This window comes from Acidovorax sp. SRB_14 (assembly GCF_012932145.1).
Taxonomy (GTDB): domain Bacteria; phylum Pseudomonadota; class Gammaproteobacteria; order Burkholderiales; family Burkholderiaceae_C; genus Simplicispira.
Genome location: NZ_MWOK01000006.1, coordinates 140,801 through 165,099 on the forward strand (window position 1 = coordinate 140,801; position 24,299 = coordinate 165,099).

Genomic DNA, 24,299 nt, shown 5'->3' on the forward strand with positions numbered 1-24,299 from the left:
GTCTCCTGTGGGGCGGTAAAAGGGGGTGTGGCTCAGCCCACGGGCGGCACCAGGATGGTGGGCGCGGCCGGGGCGGCCATGTCGGGGTAGTCGCGACTGTAGTGCAGGCCGCGGCTTTCGCGGCGCAGCTGGGCCGAGCGCACGATGAGCGCGGCCACCTGCACCAGGTTGCGCAGCTCCAGCAGGTCGCGCGTGACGTGGAAGTGGGCGTAGAACTCCTGGATCTCGGCCTGCAGCAGCGTGATGCGGTGCGCGGCGCGCTCCAGGCGCTTGTTGGTGCGCACGATGCCGACGTAGTCCCACATGAAGCGGCGCAGCTCGTCCCAGTTGTGCGAGATGACGACCGACTCGTCGGCGTCGGTGACGCGGCTGTCGTCCCAGCGCGGCAGCGCCGGAATCGGCACGCGCGGCGCAGCCGCGATGGCTTGGGCCGCGGCGCGCGCAAACACCATGCATTCGAGCAGCGAGTTGCTGGCCAGACGGTTGGCGCCGTGCAGGCCGGTGCAGGCGACCTCGCCGACGGCGAACAGGCCGGGCAGGTCGGTGCGGCCGGCCAGGTCGGTCAGCACGCCGCCGCAGGTGAAGTGCGCGGTCGGCACGACCGGGATGGGCTGGCGCGTGATGTCGATGCCCAGCTCGGCGCAGCGCGCCAGGATGTTGGGGAAGTGCTCCTGCAGGAACGCCGGGCTCTGGTGCGAGATGTCGAGCAGCACGCAGTCGAGGCCGTGGCGCTTCATCTCGTAGTCGATGGCGCGCGCCACCACGTCGCGCGGCGCGAGTTCGGCGCGCGCGTCGTGCTCGGGCATGAAGCGCGTGCCGTCGGGCAGCAACAGGCGCCCGCCTTCGCCGCGCACCGCCTCGCTGATCAGGAAGGACTTGGCGTGCGGGTGGTACAGGCCCGTCGGATGGAACTGGATGAATTCGAGGTTGCCCACGCGGCAGCCCGCGCGCCAGGCGGCGGCGATGCCGTCGCCGGTCGCGGTGTCGGGGTTGGTGGTGTAGAGGTAGACCTTGCCCGCACCGCCCGTGGCCAGAATGGTTTGCGGCGCGCGGAAGGTGACGACCTCGTCGGTCTGCGCGTCGAGTGCGTACAGGCCCAGGCAGCGCTGGCCCGAGAGGCCCAGCTTGGCGCTGGTGATCAGGTCGACCAGCGTGTGGTGCTCGAACACGGTGATGCCGGGCGTGGCGCGCACCACGTCGATCAGCGTGCGCTGCACGGCGGCGCCGGTGGCGTCGGTGACATGGGCGATGCGCCGCGCGCTGTGGCCGCCCTCGCGCGTGAGGTGCAGCTGCTCGCCCTCCTGCGTGAACGGCACGCCCAGGCCGCGCAGCCAGGTGATGGCTTCAGGGGCGTTCTCGACCACGAAGCGCGTGGTCGCCAGGTCGCACAGGCCGGCGCCGGCGACCAGCGTGTCGTCGATGTGGGCGGCGAAGCTGTCGTCGCCCGCCAGCACGGCGGCAATGCCGCCCTGCGCCCAGCCGCTGGAGCCGTCCTGCAGTTCGCGCTTGGTGATGACGGCCACGCGGTGCGTGGGGGCCAGGTGCAGGGCGGCGGACAGGCCGGCCAGGCCGCTGCCCACAATCAGAACGTCAAAGTCGTGCGAAGCCATGGGGGTGAAGGGGAGGGGGATGCGAACCGCGGCAACCGGCCGTGGCGGTGGCCCGCACGCGGCGGGCGCGGGGGCAGGGCTCAGACGGGCGTATAGGCCAGCCTGACATAAATGGGGGCAAAGGCCTCGGCCTGCGTGATCTCGATCAGGGTTTCCTTGGCGAGCTCGAGCAGCGCGATGAAGGTGACGACGAGCACGGTCGAGCCCTTGGACGGCTCGAACAGCGCCTCGAATTCGACGAAGCGCCGGCCCTGCAGCGCCTTGAGCACCTGGCTCATGTACTCGCGCACGGAGAGTTCTTCGCGCGTGATCTTGTGGTGCTGCACCAGCTTGGCGCGCTTCAAAATGTCGCGCCAGGCCTCCTGCAGGTCGGGCAGGTGCACGTCGGGAAAGCGCGGGTGCAGGCCCTGCTCGATGGTCACCTGCGCCTTGAGGAAGTCGCGCCCGTACTGCGGCGCCTGGCCCAGGCGCATGGCGGCGAGCTTCATTTGCTCGTATTCGAGCAGGCGGCGCACCAGTTCGGCGCGCGGGTCCTCGGGCTCCTCGCCGCCCTCGGCCTTCTTGGGCGGCAGCAGCATGCGCGACTTGATCTCGATGAGCATGGCCGCCATCAGCAGGTACTCGGCCGCGAGTTCGAGGTTGCGGCTGCGGATCTCGTCGACGTACACCAGGTACTGCCGCGTCACGCCCACCATGGGGATGTCGAGGATGTTGAAGTTCTGCTTGCGGATCAGGTACAGCAGCAGATCGAGCGGGCCTTCAAAGGCTTCGAGGAAGACTTCGAGCGCGTCGGGCGGGATGTAGAGGTCGGTGGGCAGGGCGAACAGCGGCTCGCCGTACAGGCGGGCGAGTGCCACCTGGTCCACCACCTCGGGCTGGGCGCCATGGGCCAGGTCGGGGAGCGGTGCAAGGGTTGGCACGTCGCGGGTGCTGCCCATGGGGTGCTTCAAAAAAGCTAGCTGCTAGCGCAGTGTGGATAAGCGCTGGCGGCTGTTTTTGTCACAAATTCTTGATCGGAGCGGTCTGGTAGACGTAGGGCTGTTGTTCCACTTCGCCGGCGTTGAAGTCTTGCCACAGCGTGCGGTCCACCGGCTTGTCCCACAGCAGGGCACGGCCGGCGACCTGCTGCGCGTCCAGCTCGGGGTGCTCTTTCTTGAGCTGGTTGAGGAACAGTGTCGCGTCGGACATGTAGTGGGGGCGGGCAAAGATGGACATGGACTGGGTTAACCTCTCTGGCTTGATTTTACCGGGGACCGCCATGCGACTGAGCAAACACCTTGCGCGCGCCGGTGCCATGGCCGCGGCGCTGCTGGCATTGCTGGGCTGCGACCCGCAGCGCATCAGCGAACTCGAAGAGGGTTTGTCGACCGAAGCCGACGTGCGCGACCGCTTCGGCGTGCCCGACAAGGTCTGGGACGACGGCGGCGGCGCGCGCACGCTCGAATACAACCGCCAGCCCGCCGGCCAGCGCAACTACATGATCACCATCGGCCCCGACGGCAAGATGAGCGCGCTGCGCCAGGTGCTCACGCCCGAGAACTTTGCCCGCATCACGCCCGGCATGGACATGCAGGAAGTGCGCCGGCGCCTGGGCAAGCCGGCCAAGGTCACCCCCTATGCGCTCAGCGGCGAGACGCACCACGACTGGCGCTTTCTCGAGCCGCCGACCACTCCCCTGGTTTTCACCGTGGTGACGACCGACGGCCGCACGGTCGCGCGCACGATGGTCGGCCCCGACATGGATGCGCCCGAGAACAAGGGCGGGCGATAGGCATCAGCCCGTCACCCGGCGCAGCAGCGCACGCGTGAGTGCGCGGGCCTTCTGCGCCAGCGTGAAGCGCTCGAAGTTTGTCTTCACCACGCCCTCGGTGAAGGCGGTGCGCTTGCTGTAGTCGATGGCCACTTCGACGATGACCGGCTGGCCCGTTTCGGCAGCGGCGTTGGCGGCGGCGATCTGGCCGACCAGGTCGGCGTCGTTGGCAATCTTGAAGTACTCCGCGCCCACGGCCAGCGCCACGCCTTCCAGGCGCACATGGGAAAGCACGGTGCAGGGCTTGCGGTTGTACGGGATCTCCTGCGCCTGCGAGATCTGCGACAGCTCGCCGTCGCAGAACACGTAGTAGACGATGCCCAGCTGGCGCTGCGTGGCGGTGATGATTTCCATGCAGGTCATGCGAAAGCACCCGTCGCCGACGATGCAGTTCACGGCCACGCCGGGGCGCGCCAGCTTCGCGCCGATGGCGGCCGGCACCGAATAGCCCATGGCGTTGAAGTCGGTCGGCACGATGGCCGATTTGGCGCTGAGGATGGGAAACAGCTCGGCCGTCAGGTAGGTGTGGTTGCCGTCGTCCACGACCGTCACGGCTTCGGGCGGGTGGGCGGCGCGCAGCGCGTCGAAGAAGCGCGCCGGGTTCACGCGGCCGTGGCTGTCGTGCGCGTACCAGGCGTCGCGGTAGGCCTGCTTGTCGGCCGCGATCTGGCGGTGCAGCGTGGCGCGCTCTGGTGCCGGCGGCGTGGCGTGGCGCAGCGCCTGCAGCAGCTGGGGCAGCAGCACGCGTGCGTCGCCGGCCAGGGCGACCTGCGCGGGGTAGTTGGCGCTGAACACCTTCGGGTTGATGTCGAGGTGGACCAGTTGGGAGGGCACCGTGACGCCGAAGCTTCCGGTGGCGATCTCGGCAAAGCGCGTGCCGATCGCCAGCATCGCGTCGCAGCCGGCAAAGGCGTTGCGCGCCGCCGGCACGGCCGACGGCCCGAAACCAAAGCCGGCGTGCAGCGGGTGCGACGCCGGAAACACCGAGAAGCCCTGCAGCGTGGTCGCCACGGGCGCCTGCAGGTGCTCGGCCAGGGCGGTGACCTCGGCCAGGCAGTCGCGCGCGCCCCAACCGACGAACAGCGCGGGCTTCTGCGCGCCGCGCAGCAGGGCCACGGCGGCGGCGATGTCGGCCTCGGGCGCGGGCGGCGGCAGGGCGGGCGGCTGCCAGCGCGGCAGCGCGCCCACCGCGGCGGGGAACAGCTGCAGGTTGGCCGGCAGCTCGATGAACACCGGGCCGGGCTCGCCGGTGGTGGCCGTGCGGTAGGCCTCGAAGATCATCGGCACGATGTCTTCGTGGCGCTCGATCCGCCAGGTCGCCTTGGTGATGCCGCGCATGAACTGGTGCAGGTCCATCTGGTGCAGCTGGTACTGCCACTTCACGTCGGTGCGCACGCCGCCGCAGATCACCAGCATGGGCACGCCATCGAGGAAGGCCTCGCCGATGCCGCTGGCCGCGTGCGTCAGGCCCGCGGCCGGCACCACCACCAGCGTGCCCACGGTGTCCGACAGGCGCGAGAGCGCGTCGGCCATGAAGGCGCCGCCCCCCTCGTGGCTGACCAGCACGGGCCGGACGTGCGCAGAGCTGTTGAGCTCGTCGTACAGCTCGGTGTTCTGCACGCCGGGGATGCCGAAGGTGTAGCGGATGCCCAGTTGCTCCAGGGCATAGCGTGCCAGCCAGGCGCCGGTTTTGGTCATGGTGGTCTCCCTCTTTAAATGGTGAGCAGGGTGCGCCCCGCCAGCGACGCGGCCGCGGCGCGCGCGCTGAGCACGCAGCCGCCAAGGAACGTGCCTTCGAGCGCGCGCAGCCCGTGCACGCCGCCGCCGCCAAAACCGGCGGCCTCGCCGATGGCGTAGAGGCCGGCAATGGGCGCACCATCGGCGCCGAGCGCGCGGCTTTCCAGGTCGGTCTGGATGCCGCCCAGGCTCTTGCGGCTGATGATGAATTCGCGGATCGCGATCAGCGGCAGCGCCTTCGCGTCCACGATGGGCTGGCGCTTGCACAGGCGCAGCCGGTCGCCGCGGTACTGGCGCAGGTGCTGGAGGCGGCGCAGCTGTTCGTCGTTCTGGAATTTGTCGGGCCGCAGGATCTGCGCGTCATAGCCGCGCACCGCCTGCTCCACCGTGGCCAGATCCACAGCCTGGTCGCCCTGCAGCGCGTTCATCTTCTCGACCAGCTCGGGCAGGCTCTGCGCCACCACAAAGTCGGGGCAGCGCGCGAGCAGCGTGTCGACCAGCCAGCGGTTGCCGCGCAGCAGGTCGCGCACGAAGGCCGGCGCGTTCCTGTCGCGCAGGCTCGGATTGTGCTCGGCGCCCGAGACGGCCAGCTCCTTGAGCGCAATCCTGTGGTTGAGCAGCTGCCATGAATAGGCGCGCTCCTGGCGGCAGATCTGCGTGACCAGTTCGCGCGTGTCGTAGCCCGAGACCAGCGGCTGCGGGCCGATGCGCTCGCCGCGCCAGTTCAGCCACAGCGCCGTCTTGGGCGGCACCAGGCTCAGGCCGGCGTGCGGTTTGGTGGAGTGGTAATGGTGCACACCGGCGGCATAGTTCCACATCTTGTCGAGGTGGGTGATCTGCGCGCCCACGGCGGCCGCGGCGTCGTGCACGCGGCCGTCGGCATAGCGGTGCGAGCCGTTGAGCAGCACCTCGGGCGCCCGGCCCCAGTCGGCATGCCAGTGCTGGCGCACGCGCTCCATGCTGCCGTTGATGCCCCCGGCGGCCAGCACCACGGCGCCCGCGCGCAGCTCGAACGCTGCGCCGGTGTCTTCCACCACGCCCTGGCAGCCGACCACGGCGCCGTTCTGCATGGTTAGGCCCTCGACGCGGTGGTGAAAGCGCAGCGCGAGCTGCCCTGAATGCACGAAGGGCTGCAGCTGCGCGATCAGCGTGGTCGCCAGCGCGTGGCCCGTGCCCCAGACGATGTGGAAGCGCGGAAAGCTGTTGCCCGGCGTGAACTGGCCGCGCTCGACCCAGTTGGGCACCGGGAAGTATTTGATGCCCTTGCCGCGCAGCCACCAGTACATCTCGGGCGTGCAATGCGCCACATAGGCCTGGGCCCAGCGGCGCGGCCACAGGTCATCGGCGCCAAACTGCGCAAACGCCTGCCAGTCGGCCAGCGCCTGGTCGACGCTGTCGCGGATGCCGGCGCGGCGCTGCTCGGGCGTGTCGACGGCGAACATGCCGCCAAAGCTCTCGCGCGCCAGGCCGCCGAGTTGGTCGGGCGTGTCGCGGTCGAGCAGCAGCACGCGCTCGCCGTGGGCGAGCAGTTCGAGCGCGCAGACGATGCCGGCGATGCCGGCGCCGACGATGGCCACGCTATGCCCTGGGGATGCCTCCATGCTGTGCCTCCTGCGGCCCGCTGGAGCGGGCTCTGCCGCGCAAGATAGCCCATCCGGGCGCTGGCGGGGCGATGCTGTGGCGCCAAGGTGACGCACGGGTGCAGCTGCGGCCGCGGGCCTGCGCGGCGCAGGGTCCAGGTTTGCTCTTGGTTTTATAGCTGCAAGCGCTGATTGGATAAGGGTTTAAGGCCGGTTTGGCTTGAAAACAAAAAAGGGCTGGAAGGCGCAGCTTCCAGCCCTGGCGGGCCGAGGCGTGGCGCCGCGGCCGCCGCGTGGCGCTCAGCGCACGCGCATGCCCGGCTGTGCACCGGGCAGGGGTTCGAGCACGTAGAGGCCGGGGTGGGCCTTGTCGTCGCCGTGGCTGGCCGCCAGCACCATGCCTTCGCTGATGCCGAACTTCATCTTGCGCGGCGCGAGGTTGGCTACCATCACCGTGTGCTTGCCCACCAGGTCTTCGGGCGTGTAGGCGCTGGCAATGCCGCTGAACACATTGCGCGTACGGCCTTCGCCGACGTCCAGCGTCAGGCGCAGCAGCTTGGTCGAGCCCTCGACTGGCTCGCAGTTGACGATCAGCGCGATGCGCAGGTCGATCTTGCTGAAGTCGTCAATGGTGATCGTGGGCGCCAGCGCCTCGCCGCCCGGTGCTGCTGCGGTTTCGGTAGCTGCTGGGGCAGTGTCAGCTTGCGCTGGAGGCTCAAAAAGGGCTTCGAGCTGCTCGGGCGCCACGCGCTGCATCAGGTGCTGGTAGGGCGCAATCGCCTGCACGTCGCCGGCCACACTCCAGCGCCGCATGTCCATGCCGACAAAGCCCTGCACGGCGCTGGCCAGGCCGGGCAGCACGGGCGCGAGGTAGCGCGTGAGCGTGGCAAAGCAGTTGATCAGCACCGAGCACACCTGATGCAGCGCCGTGTTGTTGTCGGGGTTCTTGGCCAGGTCCCAGGGCTTGTTCTGGTCCACATAGGCGTTGACCTTGTCGGCCAGCAGCATGATCTCGCGCGTCGCCTTGCTGTACTCGCGCGCGTCGTACAGATGGGCGATGGCGTCGCCCGCGCCGCGAACGTCGGCCAGCAGGGCCGCGCCCGGGGCGCCGAAATCGTGGGTGAGCTTGCCGTCGAAGCGCTTGGTCAGAAAGCCCGCCGCGCGGCTGGCAATGTTCACGTACTTGCCGATCAGGTCGCTGTTCACGCGCAGCATGAAGTCTTCGGCGTTGAAGTCGATGTCTTCGTTGCGCGCCGACAGCTTGGCCGCCAGGTAGTAGCGCAGCCACTCGGCGTTCATGCCCAGGCGCAGGTACTTGAGCGGGTCCAGGCCCGTGCCGCGGCTCTTGCTCATCTTCTCGCCGTTGTTCACGGTGAGGAAGCCGTGCACGAACACGTTGTCGGGCGTCTTGCGGCCGGAAAAATGCAGCATCGCGGGCCAGAACAGCGTGTGGAAGGTGACGATGTCCTTGCCGATGAAGTGGTACTGCTCCAGGGCGGGGTCGGCCATGTAGGCGTCGTAGCTCTCGCCGCGCTTGTCGAGCAGGTTTTTGAGCGAGGCCAGGTAGCCCACGGGCGCATCGAGCCAGACGTAGAAGTACTTGCCCGGCGCATCGGGGATCTCGATGCCGAAGTAGGGCGCATCGCGCGAGATGTCCCAGTCGCCCAGACCTTCGCTTTGCGTGCCGTCGGGGTTGGTGCGCACGCTGAACCATTCCTTGATCTTGTTGGCGACCTCGGGCTGGAGCTTGCCGTCCTGCGTCCACCGCTGCAGGAATTCCACGCAGCGCGGGTCGGACAGCTTGAAGAAGAAATGCTCGGAATGCTTGAGCTCGGGCCGGGCGCCCGACAGGGCCGAGAACGGGTTGATCAGGTCGGTGGGCGCATAGACCGAGCCGCAGACCTCGCAGTTGTCGCCGTACTGGTCCAGCGCGTGGCACTTCGGGCACTCGCCCTTGATGTAGCGGTCGGGCAGGAACATGTTCTTCTCGGGGTCGAAGAACTGCTCGATGGTCTTGGTTTCGATCAGCGAGCCGTCGGCGCGGTCGCGCAGGTCGCGGTAGATCTGGCGCGCCAGCTCGTGGTTTTCGGGGCCATCGGTGCTGTGCCAGTTGTCGAAGCTGATGTGAAAGCCGTCCAGGTACTGCTGGCGCCCGGCGGCAATGCCGGCCACGAACTGCTGGGGCGTCTGGCCCGCCTTCTCGGCGGCGATCATGATGGGCGCGCCGTGGGTGTCGTCGGCGCCGACGAAGTTCACCGCATGGCCCTGCATGCGCTGGAAGCGCACCCAGATGTCGGCCTGGATGTATTCCATGATGTGGCCGATGTGGAAATGGCCGTTGGCGTAGGGCAGGGCGGTGGTGACGAAGAGTTTGCGTTCTGACATGAAGGTGCGGCTTTCGTGGCGTGGGGCGCCGTCGGGCGGAACCGGCAATTTTAGGCGCTGCCGTTGCGCGGGCCCTGCGCAACCAGCGGCAGCGCAGGGCGGTGCGCTGCAGGATGGGATGGTTGGAGGTCAGGACCGCGCCGCGCGCAGAAGCTGCGCCAGCGCCGGGCCTTGCAGCACCAGCAGGCCGTGGTCGCGTGCGAAGAGGCGCGCGGTGTCGCTGAGCTCGCCCTGCACGGCCAGGTACGCGCCCGAGGCTGCGCCCTGTGCCTGCACCGCGGCCAGCAGCTGGCGCAGCGGCTCGACGCCGTGGGTCGCGGCCTTCCAGCGCCGCGCGCACACCAGCGTCACGCGGCCGCCCTGGGTCAGGCGAAAGTCGGCGCTCGGGCCGTCGAGCCGCTCGACCGTGGCGCCGCCGGCCTGCCAGGCCGCCGTGAGCGCATGCGCAAAGTCGCGCCAGGGCATGGCCAGGGCGGCGTCCAGCGTTTCGCTGACCTGCGCCGCGCTGGGCGCGCGCAGCTGCCGCCAGGCCGCGACGAAGCCCACCGCGAGGATGGGCAGGCCGCCGATGGCGCCAAACAGCGCGTACTGCGCCGGTAGCAGCGCCGCCGCGACCAGCGCAATGGCGCCGGCCACGACAAAGCTGATCCACCACGGCGAGCGCAGCAAGATCGCAAACAGCGAATTGGGGGCCATCTTGAATTTCACGCAAATCCTTTGCAAAAGTGGGGCCGGGGCAGTCGCGCGCCCGGCGCAGCGCAGCATTGTCGCGGCAGTCGTGGGGTCGGTGGCTTGCGAATAGACTAGGGCGAACCTAGGAGACTTTGAAATGGCTGTTTCAGAACAGGACCTGTTGCAGGCGCTCGGCGCTGTGAAGGACCCGCACACCGGCAAGGATTTTGTCTCGTCTCGCGCGCTGCGCAACCTGCAGATCAATGGGGGCGACGTCGCCTTTGACGTCGAGCTGGGCTACCCGGCCAAGAGCCTTGTCCCCGAACTGCGCCGCAGCCTGGTGGCCGCTGCCAAGGGCGTGGCCGGCGTGGACAACGTCTCGGTCCACATCGGCTTCAAGGTGGTGGCGCACGCGGTGCAGCGCGGCGTGCAACTGTTGCCCAAGGTCAAGAACATCATTGGCGTGGCCTCGGGCAAGGGCGGTGTGGGCAAGAGCACCACCGCCGTGAACCTGGCGCTGGCGCTGGCCGCCGAGGGCGCCAGCGTCGGCGTGCTCGACGCCGATATTTACGGCCCCAGCCTGCCGATGATGATGGGCGCCGAGGGCCGGCCGACGAGCGCCGATGGCCAGTCCATGGACCCGCTGGAAAACCACGGCGTGCAGCTGATGTCGATCGGTTTTCTGGTCGACGCGGATCAGGCCATGATCTGGCGCGGCCCCATGGCCACGCAGGCGCTCGAGCAGTTGCTGCGCCAGACCAATTGGCGCGAGCTCGATTACCTGATCGTCGACATGCCGCCCGGCACCGGCGACATCCAGCTCACGCTCTCCCAGCGCGTGCCCATGACCGGTGCGGTCATCGTGACCACGCCGCAGGACATCGCGCTGCTCGACGCCAAGAAAGGCATCCAGATGTTCGAGAAGGTGGGTGTGCCCATCCTCGGCATCGTCGAGAACATGGCCGTGCACGTGTGCACCCAGTGTGGCCATGTCGAGCACATCTTCGGGGCCGATGGCGGCAAGAAAATGGCCGCTGAATATGGCATGGACTACCTGGGCGCGCTGCCGCTCGATATGCAGATCCGCCTGCAGGCCGACAGCGGCAGGCCCACCGTGGTGGCCGACCCCGACGGCGAGGTCGCGCAGATCTACAAGCAGGTGGCGCGCAGCGTGGCCGTGAAGATCGCGCAGCAGGCCAAGGACTTCTCGTCCAAGTTCCCGACCATTGCCGTCTCGAAAGACACCTGACACCGCGCGCCGCCCGGCGGCAAGCCGCATGAACCTGCTGACCTCGCTGCGCTACCTGGTTGCCCTGAGCGAGCACCGCCACTTTGCCCGCGCGGCGCAGGCCTGCCACATCACGCAGCCGGCGCTGTCCAACGCCTTGCGCGCGCTAGAGAAAGAGTTCGGCACGCCCATCGTGCGGCGCGCCCGCAGCTACGCCGGCCTCACGCCCGAGGGCGAGCGCGTGCTCGCGAGCGCCCGGCGCATGCTGCATGAGCACGCCTTGCTGCAGCAGGAGCTGGCCAGCCGCGCAGGCCACCCCACAGGCCGGCTGCAGCTGGGCGTGGTGCCCACGGCGGTGCCGGTGGCGGCGCGCTTTGCGGCCCAGCTGCGGGCCGCGCACCCGGGCATTGCGCCGTTGGTGCGCGCCCTGAGCTCGCAGGACCTCGAGGAAGGCCTCGAAAATCTGTCGCTCGACCTCGCGCTCGGCTTTACCGACCGGCTGGTTCCAGGCGGCGCCCTGGCCGTGCTGCCGCAGTACGCCGAACACTACTTTCTGGTGCGCCGCCGCACGGGCGCAGGCCCGGCGGCCGGTGCGCCGCTGCACCTGGGCGCGCCGATGCACTGGGCCGACGCGGCGCAGCTGCCGCTGTGCCTGCTGACGCCTGAGATGCACAACCGCAGCATCGTCGACAGCGCCTTTGCCCAGGCCGGCAGCGCGGTTCAGCCGGCCATGGAGACCAGCTCGGTGCTGACGCTGACCCTGAGCGTGCTGGCCGGCGACCTGTGCAGCGTGCTGCCCGGCGCCCTGGTCGGCACCGTGCGCAGCGAGGGTGCGCTCGAAGCGCTGCCCCTGGTCGGGCCGGAAATCGTGACGCCGGTGGGGTTCATCCTCCTCGCCAAGGCCCAGCCTTCACGGGCACTGGAGGCCGCTCTGGCGCTGGCGCGCGCGCCAGCGTGGCTGGCGGATGTGCGGCAGCACAGCGGGGCGCTGGGCGAGTGAGCGGGGCCTGCGCCCACGGTCCATTCACAAACCGAATCCCCTCATACACCGATCCAATTTGACGCGGCGGCCAGTGCGGGCCACATTGCCGCATGAACCTCTCCAGCGATTCCTCCGGCCCCCCGGCCATACCCGTTGCGACGGTGGACCAGATGCGCGAGCGCATCCGGCGCAACAGCAAGCTCAAGGGCCGCCAGGCCGATGGCATCTCGCTGGACGAGGTGCAGGCGCTGATCGGCCCACGCCCGCCCGAAGGGCACCGCCGCGACCTGCTGATCGAGCACCTGCACCGGCTCAACGACGCCTACCGTTGCCTGCACGACCGGCACCTGGTGGCGCTGGCCAAAGAGATGAACATCCCCATGGCCGAGGTGTACGAGGTGGCGACCTTCTACCACCACTTCGAGGTCGTCCGCGGCGACGATGCCGCGCCCGGCCTCACGGTGCGGGTGTGCGATGGGCTGGCCTGCGCCATGGCCGGCGCGCAGGATCTGCTCTCGCGGCTGCCAGCCTTGCTGGGCGGGCAGGGTGTGCGGGTGGTGGCCGCGCCGTGCATCGGCCGCTGCGAGCAGGCGCCGGCGGCGCTGGTGCACCAGACAGCGGTGCCGCACGCCACGCCCGCATCGGTGGTTCAGGCATCAAAAGTGGCTCCAGCGATTGTCCAGCAATCGCAAGCCGCTATCCCTTTCGTAGCATCCGATTGGGCGGAGAAAAGCATTCCTGCACTCTCCGGCCACACGGGCTACGCGAGCTACCGCGCCCACGGCGGCTACGCGCTGGCGGCGGCGCTGGTGCAGGGCGAGATGGAGACCGAGAGCGTGCTCCAGGCCATGGAAGACTCGGGCCTGCGCGGCCTGGGCGGCGCAGGATTTCCGGCCGGGCGCAAGTGGCGCATCGTGCGCGAGCAAGCCGCGCCGCGCCTGATGGCGGTCAACATCGACGAGGGCGAGCCCGGCACGTTCAAGGACCGCGCGTACCTGGAGCGCGACCCGCACCGGTTCCTTGAAGGCGTGCTGGTGGCCGCGCAGGTCGTGGGCTGCGAGGCGGTCTACCTCTACCTGCGCGACGAGTACCACGATTGCCGCGCGCTGCTGCAGGACGAGATTGCCCAGCTGCAGGCCGACCCGCCGTGCGATCTGCCGCGGATCGAGCTGCGGCGCGGCGCCGGCGCCTACATCTGCGGCGAAGAGTCGGCCATGATCGAAAGCATCGAAGGCAAACGCGGCGAGCCGCGCATGCGTCCGCCCTATATCGCCCAGGTCGGGCTGTTTGGCCGGCCGACGCTGGAGCACAACTTCGAGACCCTGTATTGGGTGCGCGACATCGTCGAAAAAGGCCCGCAGTGGTTCAGCGGCTTCGGCCGCCACGGCCGCAAGGGGCTGCGCAGTTTCAGCGTCAGCGGGCGGGTGAAGCACCCCGGCGTCAAGCTGGCCCCGGCGGGCATCACGGTGCAGGAACTGGTCGATGAATACTGCGGGGGCATGGCGGAGGGCCACCAGCTCTACGCCTACCTGCCGGGCGGCGCCTCGGGCGGGATCTTTCCGGCCAGCCTGGCCAACGTGCCGCTGGACTTCGACACCCTGCAGCCGCACGGCGGCTTCATCGGTTCGGCCGCCGTCATCGTGCTCGGCCAGCACGACCGGGCGCGCGATGCGGCGCTCAACATGATGCGGTTCTTCGCCCACGAGAGCTGCGGCCAGTGCACGCCCTGCCGCGTCGGCACGGCCAAGGCCGCCACGCTGATGGCGGCACCAAGCTGGGACCACGCCACGCTGGAGGATTTGAACCAGGTGATGGCGGATGCGTCGATTTGCGGCCTGGGCCAGGCGGCGCCGAACCCGGTGCGCTGCGTGCAGAAGTATTTTCCCCATGAGGTGGCCTGAATGAACGCTCCCGCCCGACGTGCCGAAGTGGCCGTGCCCACCGTCGCCTTCACGCTCGACCGCCAGACCCTCCACGCCTTCGAGGGCGAAACCATCCTCCAGGCCGCACGGCGCCACGGTGTCGAGATTCCGCACCTGTGCTACCAGGACGGCCTGCGGCCCGACGGCAACTGCCGCGCCTGCGTGGTCGAGATTGCGGGCGAGCGCACCCTCGCGCCCAGCTGCTGCCGCAGCGCCATGCCCGGCATGGAGGTGCAGGCGCAGAGCGAGCGCGCCCTCAAGAGCCAGAAGATGGTGCTGGAGATGCTGCTGTCGGACCTGCCCGAGGCCGGCTACAAGTGGAACGAAGCCGACGAGTCGCTGCAGCACGGCGAACTCAGCGCGTGGGCAGCGCGCATGGAGGTCAGCGTGCGGCCCGAACTCCAGGCCCTGCGCCGCGAGCAGCCTCGGGCCGACCTGTCGCACCCGGCCATGGCGGTCCACCTCGATGCCTGCATCCAGTGCAACCGCTGCGTGCGCGCCTGCCGCGAGGAGCAGGTCAACGACGTGATCGGTTTTGCGCTGCGCGGCGCGCAGAGCGCCATCGTGTTCGATCTGGCCGACCCCATGGGCGAGAGCACCTGCGTCGCCTGCGGCGAATGCGTGCAGGCCTGCCCCACGGGCGCGCTGATGCCCAAGACGCAGATCGGCTCGCAGATCGTCGACAGGAAGGTCAATTCGGTCTGCCCCTTCTGCGGCGTCGGCTGCCTGCTGACCTACAACGTCAAGGACAACCAAATCGTCAGCGTCGACGGCCGCGACGGCCCGGCCAACCAGAGCCGGTTGTGCGTCAAGGGGCGCTTCGGCTTCGACTACGCGCACAGCCCGCAGCGCCTGACGGTGCCCCTGGTCCGCAAGGCCGGCGTGCCCAAGGACCCGGCAGCCTTGCAGTCGCTCAACCGCGACACCGCCGACTGGTCGGAGGTGTTCCGCGAAGCGAGCTGGGAGGAGGCGCTGGCGCTGTCCACCGGTGCGCTGAAAAACCTGCGCGACACCCACGGCAAGAAAGCGCTGGCCGGCTTTGGCTCGGCCAAGGGCAGCAACGAAGAGGCCTACCTGTTCCAGAAGCTGGTGCGCACCGGCTTTGGCTCCAACAACGTCGACCACTGCACGCGCCTGTGCCATGCGTCGAGCGTGGCGGCGCTGCTCGAAGGCGTGGGCTCGGCGGCCGTGAGCAACCAGGTCAACGACGTGGCCCATTCGGACCTGATCTTCATCATCGGCTCCAACCCGACGGCCAACCACCCGGTGGCCGCCACCTGGATGAAGAACGCGGCCCAAAAGGGCGCGAAGATCGTGCTGGCCGACCCGCGCGTCACCGACATCGGCCGGCACGCCTGGCGCACGCTGCAGTTCAAGCCCGACACCGACGTGGCCATGCTCAATGCGCTGATCTACACCGTGATCGAGGAGGGCCTGGCAGACCAGGATTTCATCGACCGGCGCGCCAGCAACTACGAAGCACTGAAGGAAAACGTCAAGGGCTACAGCCCCGAGGCCATGGCCCCGATTTGCGGCATCCCGGCGGCCACGCTGCGCGAAGTGGCACGCGCGTTCGCCCAAGCCAAGGGCGCGATGATTTTCTGGGGCATGGGCGTGAGCCAGCATGTGCACGGCACCGACAACGCCCGCTGCCTGATCGCGCTGAGCACGGTGACCGGCCAGATCGGCAAGCCGGGTTCCGGTCTGCACCCGCTGCGTGGCCAGAACAATGTGCAGGGCGCCAGCGACGCGGGCCTGATCCCCATGATGTACCCCAACTACCAGCGCGTGACGGACAAGTCGGCGCACGCCTGGTTCGAGAATTTCTGGGGCATGCCGCTGGATGACCAGCCCGGCTACACCGTGGTCGAGATCATGCACAAGTGCCTGGCGCCCGACAGCGACCCGCACAAGGTGCGCGGCATGTACATCATGGGCGAGAACCCGGCCATGAGCGACCCCGACCTGAACCATGCGCGCCATGCGCTCGCGAGCCTCTCGCACCTGGTGGTGCAGGACATCTTCATGACCGAAACCGCCTGGCTGGCCGACGTGGTGCTGCCCGCCACGGCCTGGCCCGAGAAAACCGGCACGGTCACCAACACCGACCGCATGGTGCAGCTGGGCCGGCAGGCCATAGCGCCGCCTGGCGACGCCCGGCCCGACCTGTGGATCGTCCAGCAGATGGCCGCCGGCATGGGGCTGGACTGGCGCTATGAGGGCGAACACAGCGGCGTCGCGGCGGTCTACGAGGAGATGCGCCAGGCCATGCATGCGGTGATCTCGGGCATCCGCTGGGAGCGCCTGCAGCGCGAGTCCAGCGTGACCTATCCCTGCCTGAGCGAAGACGACCCGGGTGCACCGACGGTGTTCATCGACCGCTTCGACACCGCCGACGGCCGCGCCAGGCTGGTGCCGGCCGACATCATTCCGGCCGCCGAGCGGCCCGATGCCGACTTTCCGTTCGTGCTGATCACCGGGCGCCAGCTGGAGCACTGGCACACCGGCAGCATGACGCGGCGCGCCGCCGTGCTCGATGCGATCGAGCCGATGGCGACGGCCTCGCTGTGCGGCGCCGATCTGCTGGCGCTAGGCGTGCAGCCCGGCGACGTCATCACGGTGCAATCGCGTCGGGGCGAGATCGCCATCCATGTGCGCCGCGACGACGGCACGCCGCCCGGCGCGGTCTTCATTCCCTTCGTCTACTACGAGGCGGCGGCGAATCTGATGACGAACGCCGCGCTCGACCCGTTCGGGAAGATCCCGGAGTTCAAGTACTGCGCGGTGGCGATACGGCGTGGCGGCGAAGCGGCGTTGGTGGCAGGCTACGGGGCGGGCGGGGTGAAGACCGCTTTACCCTGAGCTTGGTAGGCGCAGGCAGCACCCAGAAATAAGCTGGGTTTTTGCTGGACAGTGCCAAATGCTAAAATTATGGGCATTTCCCGGCACTGTTCTTTCCCCATGCATCCTATTTTCCCTCCCCTTGGAGCAGGCGCCATGGGCCGCCTGCCTGGGGTGAGGAACGTCGTCGCGTGCGAAATCTGGCCGTACAAGCCGGTCGCACATTCCTCCGCCCGGCGATAACTTTTTCCTCTTTTCTGCGCAAACCATCTATCGCCGGGCACCCGCTCAGCGCGATGGCGGCCGTCTGCTGACGTCAGACCTGGCCGCACCTGATGGAGATGCGTCATGTATCCACACAACGGCGGCGGGCATGGGCCTGCCGAACCCGCCCTTCGTCCGACCGTCCACGCCCGACGCGGCCCTGCTGCACGAGACGCTCGCGGCCAACCGGAACCCGGTCAGGATGGCCTGGCCGTGCGCCTCGTGATGGAACGGGATTGAAGGCGATGGAATTCACCAAAAGATTTCTGAGGGCCAAGAATCCCTGCGCCGATGGCTTTCGCTGGTTTGTGCGCAACGTGGAAGACGGCAGCGGCTACCAGGCAGCGCTGGACACGCTGGTCAGTGCCGGCCGCGTGGAGGATGCCCGCTGGCTGCTGGCGCAGTTTGGCCCCACCAACGAAGTGCTGAGCGTCGACTCCCTGGGCGCCGAGGCGATTGTCTTCGCAGGCAGCGTGGAGGTTCGGGGCAACATCGATGTCGATACAGTCATTCAGGCGGGGCGCTCCATCCGGGCCGGCGGCGGTTTGCGCGCCGGTCGCGCCATCGTGGTGGGCGAAGACATTCGGGTGGCAGGCAGCATCTACAGCGGCGGCTCGCTCGAGGCCGGCGGCGGCATCCGGGCCGACTGGGGCATTGAAGTTCAGGAGGCCCTTGTTTGCGGTGGTGATATGCGCGCCGCCTGGGATGTGATCTGCCACGGCAAGCTCTCACTGACGGGCAACGCATTCGTCGGGCAGGACCTGATCGTTCACGGATTGGTCGAGTGCGGCAAGGGCCTGAACGCGGGCGGCGCCATCGTAGGCGCTGACAGCATCCGCGTCGGCCAGGGCATGCTGGCGCGCGGGGCCATCCGCAGCGGCATGCATCTGGAGGCGGGCTGGGGCCTCAAGGCCGGCGAATCCATCCACGCCAAGGGTTCCATCAAGTCCGGTGAGAGCGTGTCTGCGGGCGGTGAAATCCGCGCAGGCGCTGGCTATGGGGTCTATGCCGGCCTGAACGTCCAGCTTGACTCCTGGGAGTCCAGCGCGCAGGTGAGGGCGCAGAAAAAGCCCGAAGGGCTGATGAGCGGCTGCTGGGCGGGGCCAAGCGTTGTGTGAGGCCCATTGGGCCGCAGCGTGATGCTTTCCCAAGCCCCGGGCGGACAGCACCAACGCGCGGCGCCTTGCGGGGTTCATTCAGCGCAGCGCTGAGGAACTGCCTGCTGCCGGGCGAAGGCCAGGGCGGCTTCGAGCATCCGCCGCAAATGCGGTTGCACGCCCGCTGCGTGTTCCGGCAGGTAGTCGAACGGCATGGCTTCCTGCATGTAGCTGGACTGGGTCATCTCGAGCTGCACGGCGTGGATGTGGTGCGCCGGCTGTCCGTACTGGCGCGTGATGTGGCCGCCCGTGAAGCGGCCGTTGAGCACGCCGGTGTAGCCCGGCGCGGACTGGGCAATGGCCAGCAGCTCGTTGGCCAGTGCCGGGTCGCAGCTGGCGCCGTTGGCCGTGCCCAGGTTCAGGTCGGGCAGCTTGCCCTCGAAAAAGCGCGGCAGCACCGAGCGGATCGAATGCGCGTCCCACAGCATGGCCACGCCGTGCTCGGCCCGGAGGCGGTCCAGCTCGGCGCGCAGCTGCTGGTGGTAGGGCACCCAGAGTGCGTCGCGGCGCGCGGCGACTTCGGCGTCGTCGGGACCGGTGCCGCTGGCATAGACGGGTGTATTGGCAAAGGTGTCCACCGGGCACAGGCCGGTCACGCTCTGGCCGGGGTAGAGGCTGGCGCCGTCGGGCGGGCGGTTCAGGTCGACCACGTAGCGCGAGTGCGTGGCCACCAGCACCGAGGCGCCGAGTTCGTCGGCAAAGCCGTAGAGGCGTTCCAGGTGCCAGTCGGTGTCGTGCACCTGCTGCGCCTCGGGCATGAAGTGCGCGGCCAGCGCGGGTGGCACATGGGTGCCGACGTGCGGCATCGAGATCAGCAGCGGCTGCGTGCCCTGGCGGAAGCGGAAGGCGGGTTCGGTGGTGTGAAAACGCATGGTGTCCATCGGTCTGTGGGTGGGTCTTGCGATTATTGGCTCAGCAGGGCGCTGCGGGCCTGCACCAGGCCGGCGATCGCGCCGGCGCTGTCGGCGTGGCGGCCGCCGTGGACGCGGTGCTGGCCGGCCACCCAGACGGCGTCGATGGCCGAGCTGCGGTGGCTGGCAAATACGTGGGCCGACAGCATGTCGGCTGCATTCAGGCCCTGCAGCGAGGGGTGCTGTGCGTCGAGCACGGCGAAATCGGCCTGCTGGCCGGTGGCCAGGCCGCCGACGGCGCGGCCCGCGGCCTGGGCGCCGCCCTGGACCGCGGCGAGCGCCATGGCGCTGGCGACCTGCGGCTGCGCGGCGCTGGCGCAGACGTTGCGCTGGCGCGTGGCCAGGCGCTGGCCGTATTCGAGCAGCATCAGCTCCTCGGCGGCATTGACGCAGGTGTGGCTGTCCGAGCCTATGCCCCAGCGGCCGGCGCCGGCCACCCAGGCCGGCAGGTCGAAAATGCCGTCGCCCAGGTTGCCCTCGGTGCTCGGGCACAGGCCGGCCACGGCGCCCGACGCGGCGGCGCGCGCGTACTCATGGGCGTCCATGTGGGTGGCATGCACCAGGCACCAGCGCGTGTTGACCTCGGCATGGTCGAGCAGCCAGGCCACGGGGCGCTGGCCGCTCCAGGCGACGCAGGCATCCACCTCCTGGGTCTGCTCCGCGATGTGGATGTGGATCGGTGCCGTGGGGTCGATGGCGTCCAGGCCGGCGAGTGCCTCGCGCAGGGCTTCGGGCGGCACGGCGCGCAGCGAATGCGGTGCCAGGCCCAGGCGTGCGCCTTGCGCGTCGCACGGCGGCTTGAGCGTTTCGAGCAGCCGCAGCATGGAGTCGGTCGAGCGGATGAAGCGGCGCTGGCCTTCGTGGGGCGGCAGGCCGCCAAAGCCGCTGGCTTGGTAGAGCACCGGCAGCAGTGTCATGCCGATGCCGGCGCGCCGCGCGGCGCGCAGCAGCGCCCGCGCCAGCGTGGCGTCATCGGCATAGGGCCGGCCGCTCGGGTCGTGGTGCACGTAGTGGAACTCGCAGACCGCCGTGTAGCCGGCTTCGAGCATTTCGACGTACAGGCCGTAGGCGATGGCTTCGAGCTGTTCGGGGCCGAGCTTGGCGGCAAAGCGGTACATCAGCGTGCGCCAGCTCCAGAAGCTGTCTTGGCTGCCATCGGCGTTTTGGCCCCGGTACTCGGTCAGGCCGGCGAGGGCGCGCTGGAAGGCGTGGGAATGCAGATTGGGCATGCCGGGGATGAGGGGGCCTGCTGCGGTGGCGGTTCCTTCGGGAGGCGTTGCCGTGTCGGGCTGGACTTGCGTGAGCTGGCCTTGGTCGTTCCAGGTCAGCAGGACGTCTTGAGCCCAGCCGGTGGGGAGCAGGGCTTGGGGTGCGAAGAGGGTATGGGTCATGGGCTTTTTTGATGTGCTTTGGGAATTGCGAGGTTCCGGGGCGGGGGGCACCCGGCCCCGGAACCCCGAGAAACCGACCAATTCCAAAATCTGGCCATCACCGAATCAACCCCTGCCGCACCACCGTCCGCACCGGCTTGCCGCCCAACCAGTACGCCAGTTCGGCCGCCTCGCGCACATTCCACAGCACAAAGTTGGCGGGCACGCCCACGGCGATCAAGCCATGCGTGTCCTGCAGCCCTAGCGCCCGCGCGGCATGCGTGGTGATGCCGGCCAGCGCCTCGGGCACGGTCAGGCGAAACAGGGTGCAGGCCATGTTCGCCATCAGCAGCAGGCTCAAGCAGGGCGAGGTGCCGGGGTTGTGGTCGGTCGACACGGCCATCGGCACGCCGGCGGCGCGCAGCGCTGCGATGGGCGGCAGGTGCGTGTCGCGCAGCGTGTAGTAGGCGCCGGGCAGCAGCACGGCCACGGTGCCTGAGGCGCGCATCGCGGCTATGCCGGCCTGCGACAGGTGCTCGATGTGGTCGCACGACAGCGCGCCGTAGCGCGCGGCGAGCTGCGCGCCGCCCATGTCCGACAGCTGCTCGGCGTGCAGCTTGACCGGCAGGCCCAGGGCCTGCGCGGCCCGGAAGACGCGCTCGGTTTCCTCCAGCGTGAAGGCGATGCGCTCGCAGAACACGTCGACCGCGTCGATCAGCCCTTCGGCGGCCAGCGCCGGCATCATTTCCTGGCACACCAGGTCGGTGTAGTCGCTGCTGCGGCCCGCGTACTCGGGCGGCAGGGCGTGGGCGCCGAGGAAGGTGGTGCGCACCGCGACGCCATAGGCCTCGCCCAGGCGGCGGGCCACGCGCAGCTGCTTGCGTTCGTGCTCCAGCGCCAGGCCGTAGCCCGACTTGATCTCGATGGCGCAGACGCCCTCGGCCAGCAGGGTTTCCAGGCGCGCGGCGGCGCTGGCAAACAGGTCGTCCTCGCTCGCCTCGCGCGTGGCGCGCACGCTCGAGACGATGCCGCCGCCGGCCTGGGCGACTTCCTCATAGCTGGCGCCGGCCAGCCGCAGGGCGAATTCGTGGGCGCGCTGGCCGCCATAGACCAGGTGGGTGTGGCAGTCGACGAGGCCGGGCGTGGCGAGCGCGCCGCCGCCATCGTGGCGCGGCAGGTGCGCGTGCTCGGCGGGCAGGTCGGCGGCCGCGCCCACCCACTCGATCAGGCCCTGGCCGACGACGATGGCGGCCTGGGCGCCCGCCTTGAGGGGCGCGGCGCCCGGCGCCAGCCGCAGGCCGGTCCAGACACCGTCGGCGCTGGGGGGAGGGGTCGGGGAAGGGGGCATGGCGCAGGCTCTCGGTGGGCGGTGAAGGACTATTGAATCGATAGCTGTCATCGCTTGCTGGGTAAGCGCTGGAGGGCGTTTTGATGCAAATTCATGCGGTTGTGTGGCTGTGCGGTTTCAGGGGCTGTGCAGGCGCACCGCCAGCAGCCGGGCGCCGGGTGATTCGGGCTGGACATCCACGGGCTGCATGGCGCCGCTCCAGCGCAGGCCCTCGCCGGTGTGCAGCACCGAGCGGTCGTGGCCCAGCCGCCAGGCACCGCCCAGCGCCAGCAGCAGGCCGTGCGGCGCGGGCGCGATGGCGCCGGCCTGCTCCAGCACATGCAGCTCGGCCTGCCACTGGCCGCGGCGCGCCATCACATTGAAGTCGGTCGATGCGCCGCCCAGCAGCGTGCAGTGGACCGCGGCGTCGCCGCTGAAGGCAAAGGGCTGGCCGGGCGTGTCCAGCCGGTGGTCGATGGCGCCGTCCGGCGACTGCAGCCGCACGCCGCCGCCGTCCAGCAGCAGGATGTGGCGGTCCACGCCGGCAAACACCGAAAAAAGCCCGGGCGCCGCGATGCTGGCGATGCTGATGCGCCAGCCGAAGTCGTCCAGCCCGGCGCCGGGCGGCCAGCAGGCGATCTCGCGGGTGCTGCCGCCGCCGTTCTTCCACGGCATCACAGGCAGTTGGTCGCGCGCAAAGCGCTGCAGCGGGGGGGAGGGGGTCATGGGTGCGGCCTCGCCTTGTGCGGCTTACTTCACCATCGGCAGCTTCAGTCCCTGCTTCTTCGCCGTGGCCACGGCCAGTTCGTAGCCGGCATCGGCATGGCGCATGACGCCCGAGCCGCAGTCGTTGACCAGCACGCGCGCCAGGCGCTCGGCGGCGGCGTCGGTGCCGTCGGCGACGATCACCATGCCCGCATGCTGCGAGTAGCCCATGCCCACGCCGCCGCCGTGGTGCAGGCTGACCCAGGTGGCGCCGCCGGCGGTGTTGAGCAGCGCGTTGAGCAGCGGCCAGTCGGAGACGGCGTCGGTGCCGTCGCGCATGGCCTCGGTCTCGCGGTTCGGGCTGGCGACCGAGCCGGTGTCGAGGTGGTCGCGGCCGATCACGATCGGGGCCTTGAGCTCGCCGTTCTTCACCATCTCGTTGAACGCCAGGCCCGCGATGTGGCGCTCGCCCAGGCCCAGCCAGCAGATGCGCGCGGGCAGGCCCTGGAAGGCGATGCGCTCGCGCGCCATGTCGAGCCAGCGGTGCGTGTGGTGGTTGTTCGGGAACAGTTCCTTGATCTTCGCATCGGTCTTGTAGATGTCTTCGGGGTCGCCCGACAGCGCCACCCAGCGGAACGGCCCCTTGCCTTCGCAGAACATGGGGCGGATGTAGGCGGGCACGAAGCCCGGGAAGTCGAAGGCGTTCTGCACGCCCTGGTCGAAGGCGACCTGGCGGATGTTGTTGCCGTAGTCCACCGTCGGGATGCCCATGGCCTGGAAGTCCAGCATGGCCTGCACGTGCACGGCGCACGACTGGGCCGCCGCGGTTGTCAGCGCGGCATGCTGCGCGGGGTCGCGCTGCGCGGCCTTCCACTGCGCCACGCTCCAGCCGGCGGGCAGGTAGCCGTTGATCAGGTCGTGCGCCGAGGTCTGGTCGGTCACCAGGTCGGGTCGAATTCCGTTGGGCCCGCCGGCCTGGGCGCGGCGCACCAGTTCGGGCAGGATTTCGGCGGCGTTGCCCAGCAGCGCGATGGAGACGGCTTCCTGGGCCGCCGTGTGCTGGCGGATCAGGCGAATGGCGTCGTCGATGTCCCTGGCCTGCTTGTCGACATAGCGGGTGCGCAGGCGGAAATCGATGCTCGACTGCTGGCATTCGATGTTCAGCGACACCGCGCCGGCCAGCGTGGCGGCCAGCGGCTGCGCGCCGCCCATGCCGCCCAGGCCCGCCGTGAGGATCCACTTGCCAGCCAGGCTGTTGTGGTAGTGCTGTCGGCCGGCCTCGACAAAGGTCTCGAACGTGCCCTGCACGATGCCCTGGCTGCCGATGTAGATCCAGCTGCCGGCCGTCATCTGGCCGTACATGAACAGGCCCTTGCGGTCGAGTTCATTGAAGTGCTCCCAGTCGGCCCACTTGGGCACCAGGTTGGAGTTGGCGATCAGCACGCGCGGCGCGTTCTCGTGCGTCTTGAACACGCCCACGGGCTTGCCCGACTGCACCAGCAAGGTCTCGTCGCTGTCCAGCTCTTTGAGCGACGCGAGGATCTGGTCGTAGCACTCCCAGTTGCGCGCGGCGCGGCCAATGCCGCCGTAGACCACGAGGTTCTTCGGGTCCTCGGCGACCTCGGCGTCCAGGTTGTTCTGGATCATGCGGTAGGCCGCTTCGGTGAGCCAGTTCTTGCAGTTCAGCTGCGTGCCGCGCGGCGCGCGGACCACGCGGCTGGCATCAAATCGGGGGTCGGTGGGGGTGAATGTCTCGGGGGCGTTCATGGCAAGGACTCCGGTGAAAAAGCAGGGCGGG

Annotated in this window: 18 protein-coding genes; 6 read left to right on the top strand and 12 right to left on the bottom strand. The window is 69.2% G+C overall.

Annotated elements, in window-relative coordinates:
* Positions 1-32: 32 nt before the first annotated feature.
* The 3 genes from nadB to B2J86_RS07030 all read right to left on the bottom strand — a co-directional run bounded on the left by nadB (position 33) and on the right by B2J86_RS07030 (position 2,825).
* Positions 33-1,610, bottom strand: coding sequence for an L-aspartate oxidase (nadB, locus tag B2J86_RS07020; protein ID WP_173025053.1), 1,578 nt, complete (start codon positions 1,608-1,610; stop codon positions 33-35).
* An 80-nt stretch (positions 1,611-1,690) separates the two neighbouring features.
* Entirely contained in the window at positions 1,691-2,548 is an 858-nt protein-coding gene (locus B2J86_RS07025) for a ScpA family protein (RefSeq protein WP_206041923.1), read from the bottom strand.
* Between the two features lie 61 nt (positions 2,549-2,609).
* The gene (locus tag B2J86_RS07030; protein ID WP_169168871.1) at positions 2,610-2,825 is read right to left on the bottom strand and encodes a DUF3460 family protein; all 216 of its coding nucleotides are present in this window, start codon (positions 2,823-2,825) and stop codon (positions 2,610-2,612) included.
* A 43-nt stretch (positions 2,826-2,868) separates the two neighbouring features.
* On the opposite strand from B2J86_RS07030, the gene B2J86_RS07035 reads away from it, so the two are divergent.
* A complete protein-coding gene (locus B2J86_RS07035) occupies positions 2,869-3,381 on the top strand; it encodes an outer membrane protein assembly factor BamE (protein ID WP_173025054.1) in 513 nt (170 codons plus the stop codon).
* A gap of 3 nt (positions 3,382-3,384) precedes the next feature.
* On the opposite strand, the gene B2J86_RS07040 is transcribed toward B2J86_RS07035, so the two are convergent.
* The 4 genes from B2J86_RS07040 to B2J86_RS07055 form a co-directional block, all read right to left on the bottom strand.
* Entirely contained in the window at positions 3,385-5,118 is a 1,734-nt protein-coding gene (locus tag B2J86_RS07040; protein ID WP_173025055.1) for a thiamine pyrophosphate-binding protein, read from the bottom strand.
* 14 nt (positions 5,119-5,132) lie between these two features.
* Positions 5,133-6,758 carry an FAD-binding dehydrogenase gene (locus tag B2J86_RS07045; protein ID WP_173025056.1) on the bottom strand — a complete coding sequence of 542 codons (1,626 nt, stop codon included), beginning with the start codon at positions 6,756-6,758 and terminating at the stop codon, positions 5,133-5,135.
* Positions 6,759-7,037: 279 nt separating this feature from the next.
* Positions 7,038-9,122 carry a methionine--tRNA ligase gene (metG, locus tag B2J86_RS07050; RefSeq protein ID WP_173025057.1) on the bottom strand — a complete coding sequence of 695 codons (2,085 nt, stop codon included), beginning with the start codon at positions 9,120-9,122 and terminating at the stop codon, positions 7,038-7,040.
* 129 nt (positions 9,123-9,251) lie between these two features.
* Positions 9,252-9,818 carry a restriction endonuclease gene (locus B2J86_RS07055; RefSeq protein ID WP_173025090.1) on the bottom strand — a complete coding sequence of 189 codons (567 nt, stop codon included), beginning with the start codon at positions 9,816-9,818 and terminating at the stop codon, positions 9,252-9,254.
* A gap of 133 nt (positions 9,819-9,951) precedes the next feature.
* Between B2J86_RS07055 and apbC the strand changes: the two genes are divergently transcribed.
* The 5 genes from apbC to B2J86_RS07080 all read left to right on the top strand — a co-directional run bounded on the left by apbC (position 9,952) and on the right by B2J86_RS07080 (position 18,149).
* The gene (gene apbC, locus B2J86_RS07060; protein ID WP_169634750.1) at positions 9,952-11,043 is read left to right on the top strand and encodes an iron-sulfur cluster carrier protein ApbC; all 1,092 of its coding nucleotides are present in this window, start codon (positions 9,952-9,954) and stop codon (positions 11,041-11,043) included.
* A 28-nt stretch (positions 11,044-11,071) separates the two neighbouring features.
* The gene (locus tag B2J86_RS07065; protein ID WP_173025058.1) at positions 11,072-12,022 is read left to right on the top strand and encodes a LysR family transcriptional regulator; all 951 of its coding nucleotides are present in this window, start codon (positions 11,072-11,074) and stop codon (positions 12,020-12,022) included.
* 92 nt (positions 12,023-12,114) lie between these two features.
* Entirely contained in the window at positions 12,115-13,905 is a 1,791-nt protein-coding gene (locus tag B2J86_RS07070; RefSeq protein WP_173025059.1) for an NADH-ubiquinone oxidoreductase-F iron-sulfur binding region domain-containing protein, read from the top strand.
* The gene (gene fdhF, locus B2J86_RS07075; protein ID WP_173025060.1) at positions 13,906-16,788 is read left to right on the top strand and encodes a formate dehydrogenase subunit alpha; all 2,883 of its coding nucleotides are present in this window, start codon (positions 13,906-13,908) and stop codon (positions 16,786-16,788) included.
* Positions 16,789-17,276: 488 nt separating this feature from the next.
* Entirely contained in the window at positions 17,277-18,149 is an 873-nt protein-coding gene (locus B2J86_RS07080; protein ID WP_169634754.1) for a hypothetical protein, read from the top strand.
* A gap of 74 nt (positions 18,150-18,223) precedes the next feature.
* Here the strand turns inward: B2J86_RS07080 and hutG are convergent, their stop codons facing one another.
* From hutG to hutU, 5 genes are all read right to left on the bottom strand, one after another.
* Positions 18,224-19,060, bottom strand: a complete 837-nt coding sequence (gene hutG, locus B2J86_RS07085; RefSeq protein WP_173025061.1) for an N-formylglutamate deformylase — start codon at positions 19,058-19,060, stop codon at positions 18,224-18,226.
* Between the two features lie 32 nt (positions 19,061-19,092).
* Positions 19,093-20,490, bottom strand: coding sequence for a formimidoylglutamate deiminase (locus B2J86_RS07090; protein ID WP_173025062.1), 1,398 nt, complete (start codon positions 20,488-20,490; stop codon positions 19,093-19,095).
* Positions 20,491-20,587: 97 nt separating this feature from the next.
* The gene (gene hutI, locus B2J86_RS07095; RefSeq protein ID WP_173025063.1) at positions 20,588-21,817 is read right to left on the bottom strand and encodes an imidazolonepropionase; all 1,230 of its coding nucleotides are present in this window, start codon (positions 21,815-21,817) and stop codon (positions 20,588-20,590) included.
* Positions 21,818-21,934: 117 nt separating this feature from the next.
* Positions 21,935-22,522 carry a HutD family protein gene (locus B2J86_RS07100; protein ID WP_173025064.1) on the bottom strand — a complete coding sequence of 196 codons (588 nt, stop codon included), beginning with the start codon at positions 22,520-22,522 and terminating at the stop codon, positions 21,935-21,937.
* 24 nt (positions 22,523-22,546) lie between these two features.
* Positions 22,547-24,268, bottom strand: a complete 1,722-nt coding sequence (gene hutU / locus B2J86_RS07105) for a urocanate hydratase (RefSeq protein ID WP_173025065.1) — start codon at positions 24,266-24,268, stop codon at positions 22,547-22,549.
* Positions 24,269-24,299 lie beyond the last annotated feature (31 nt).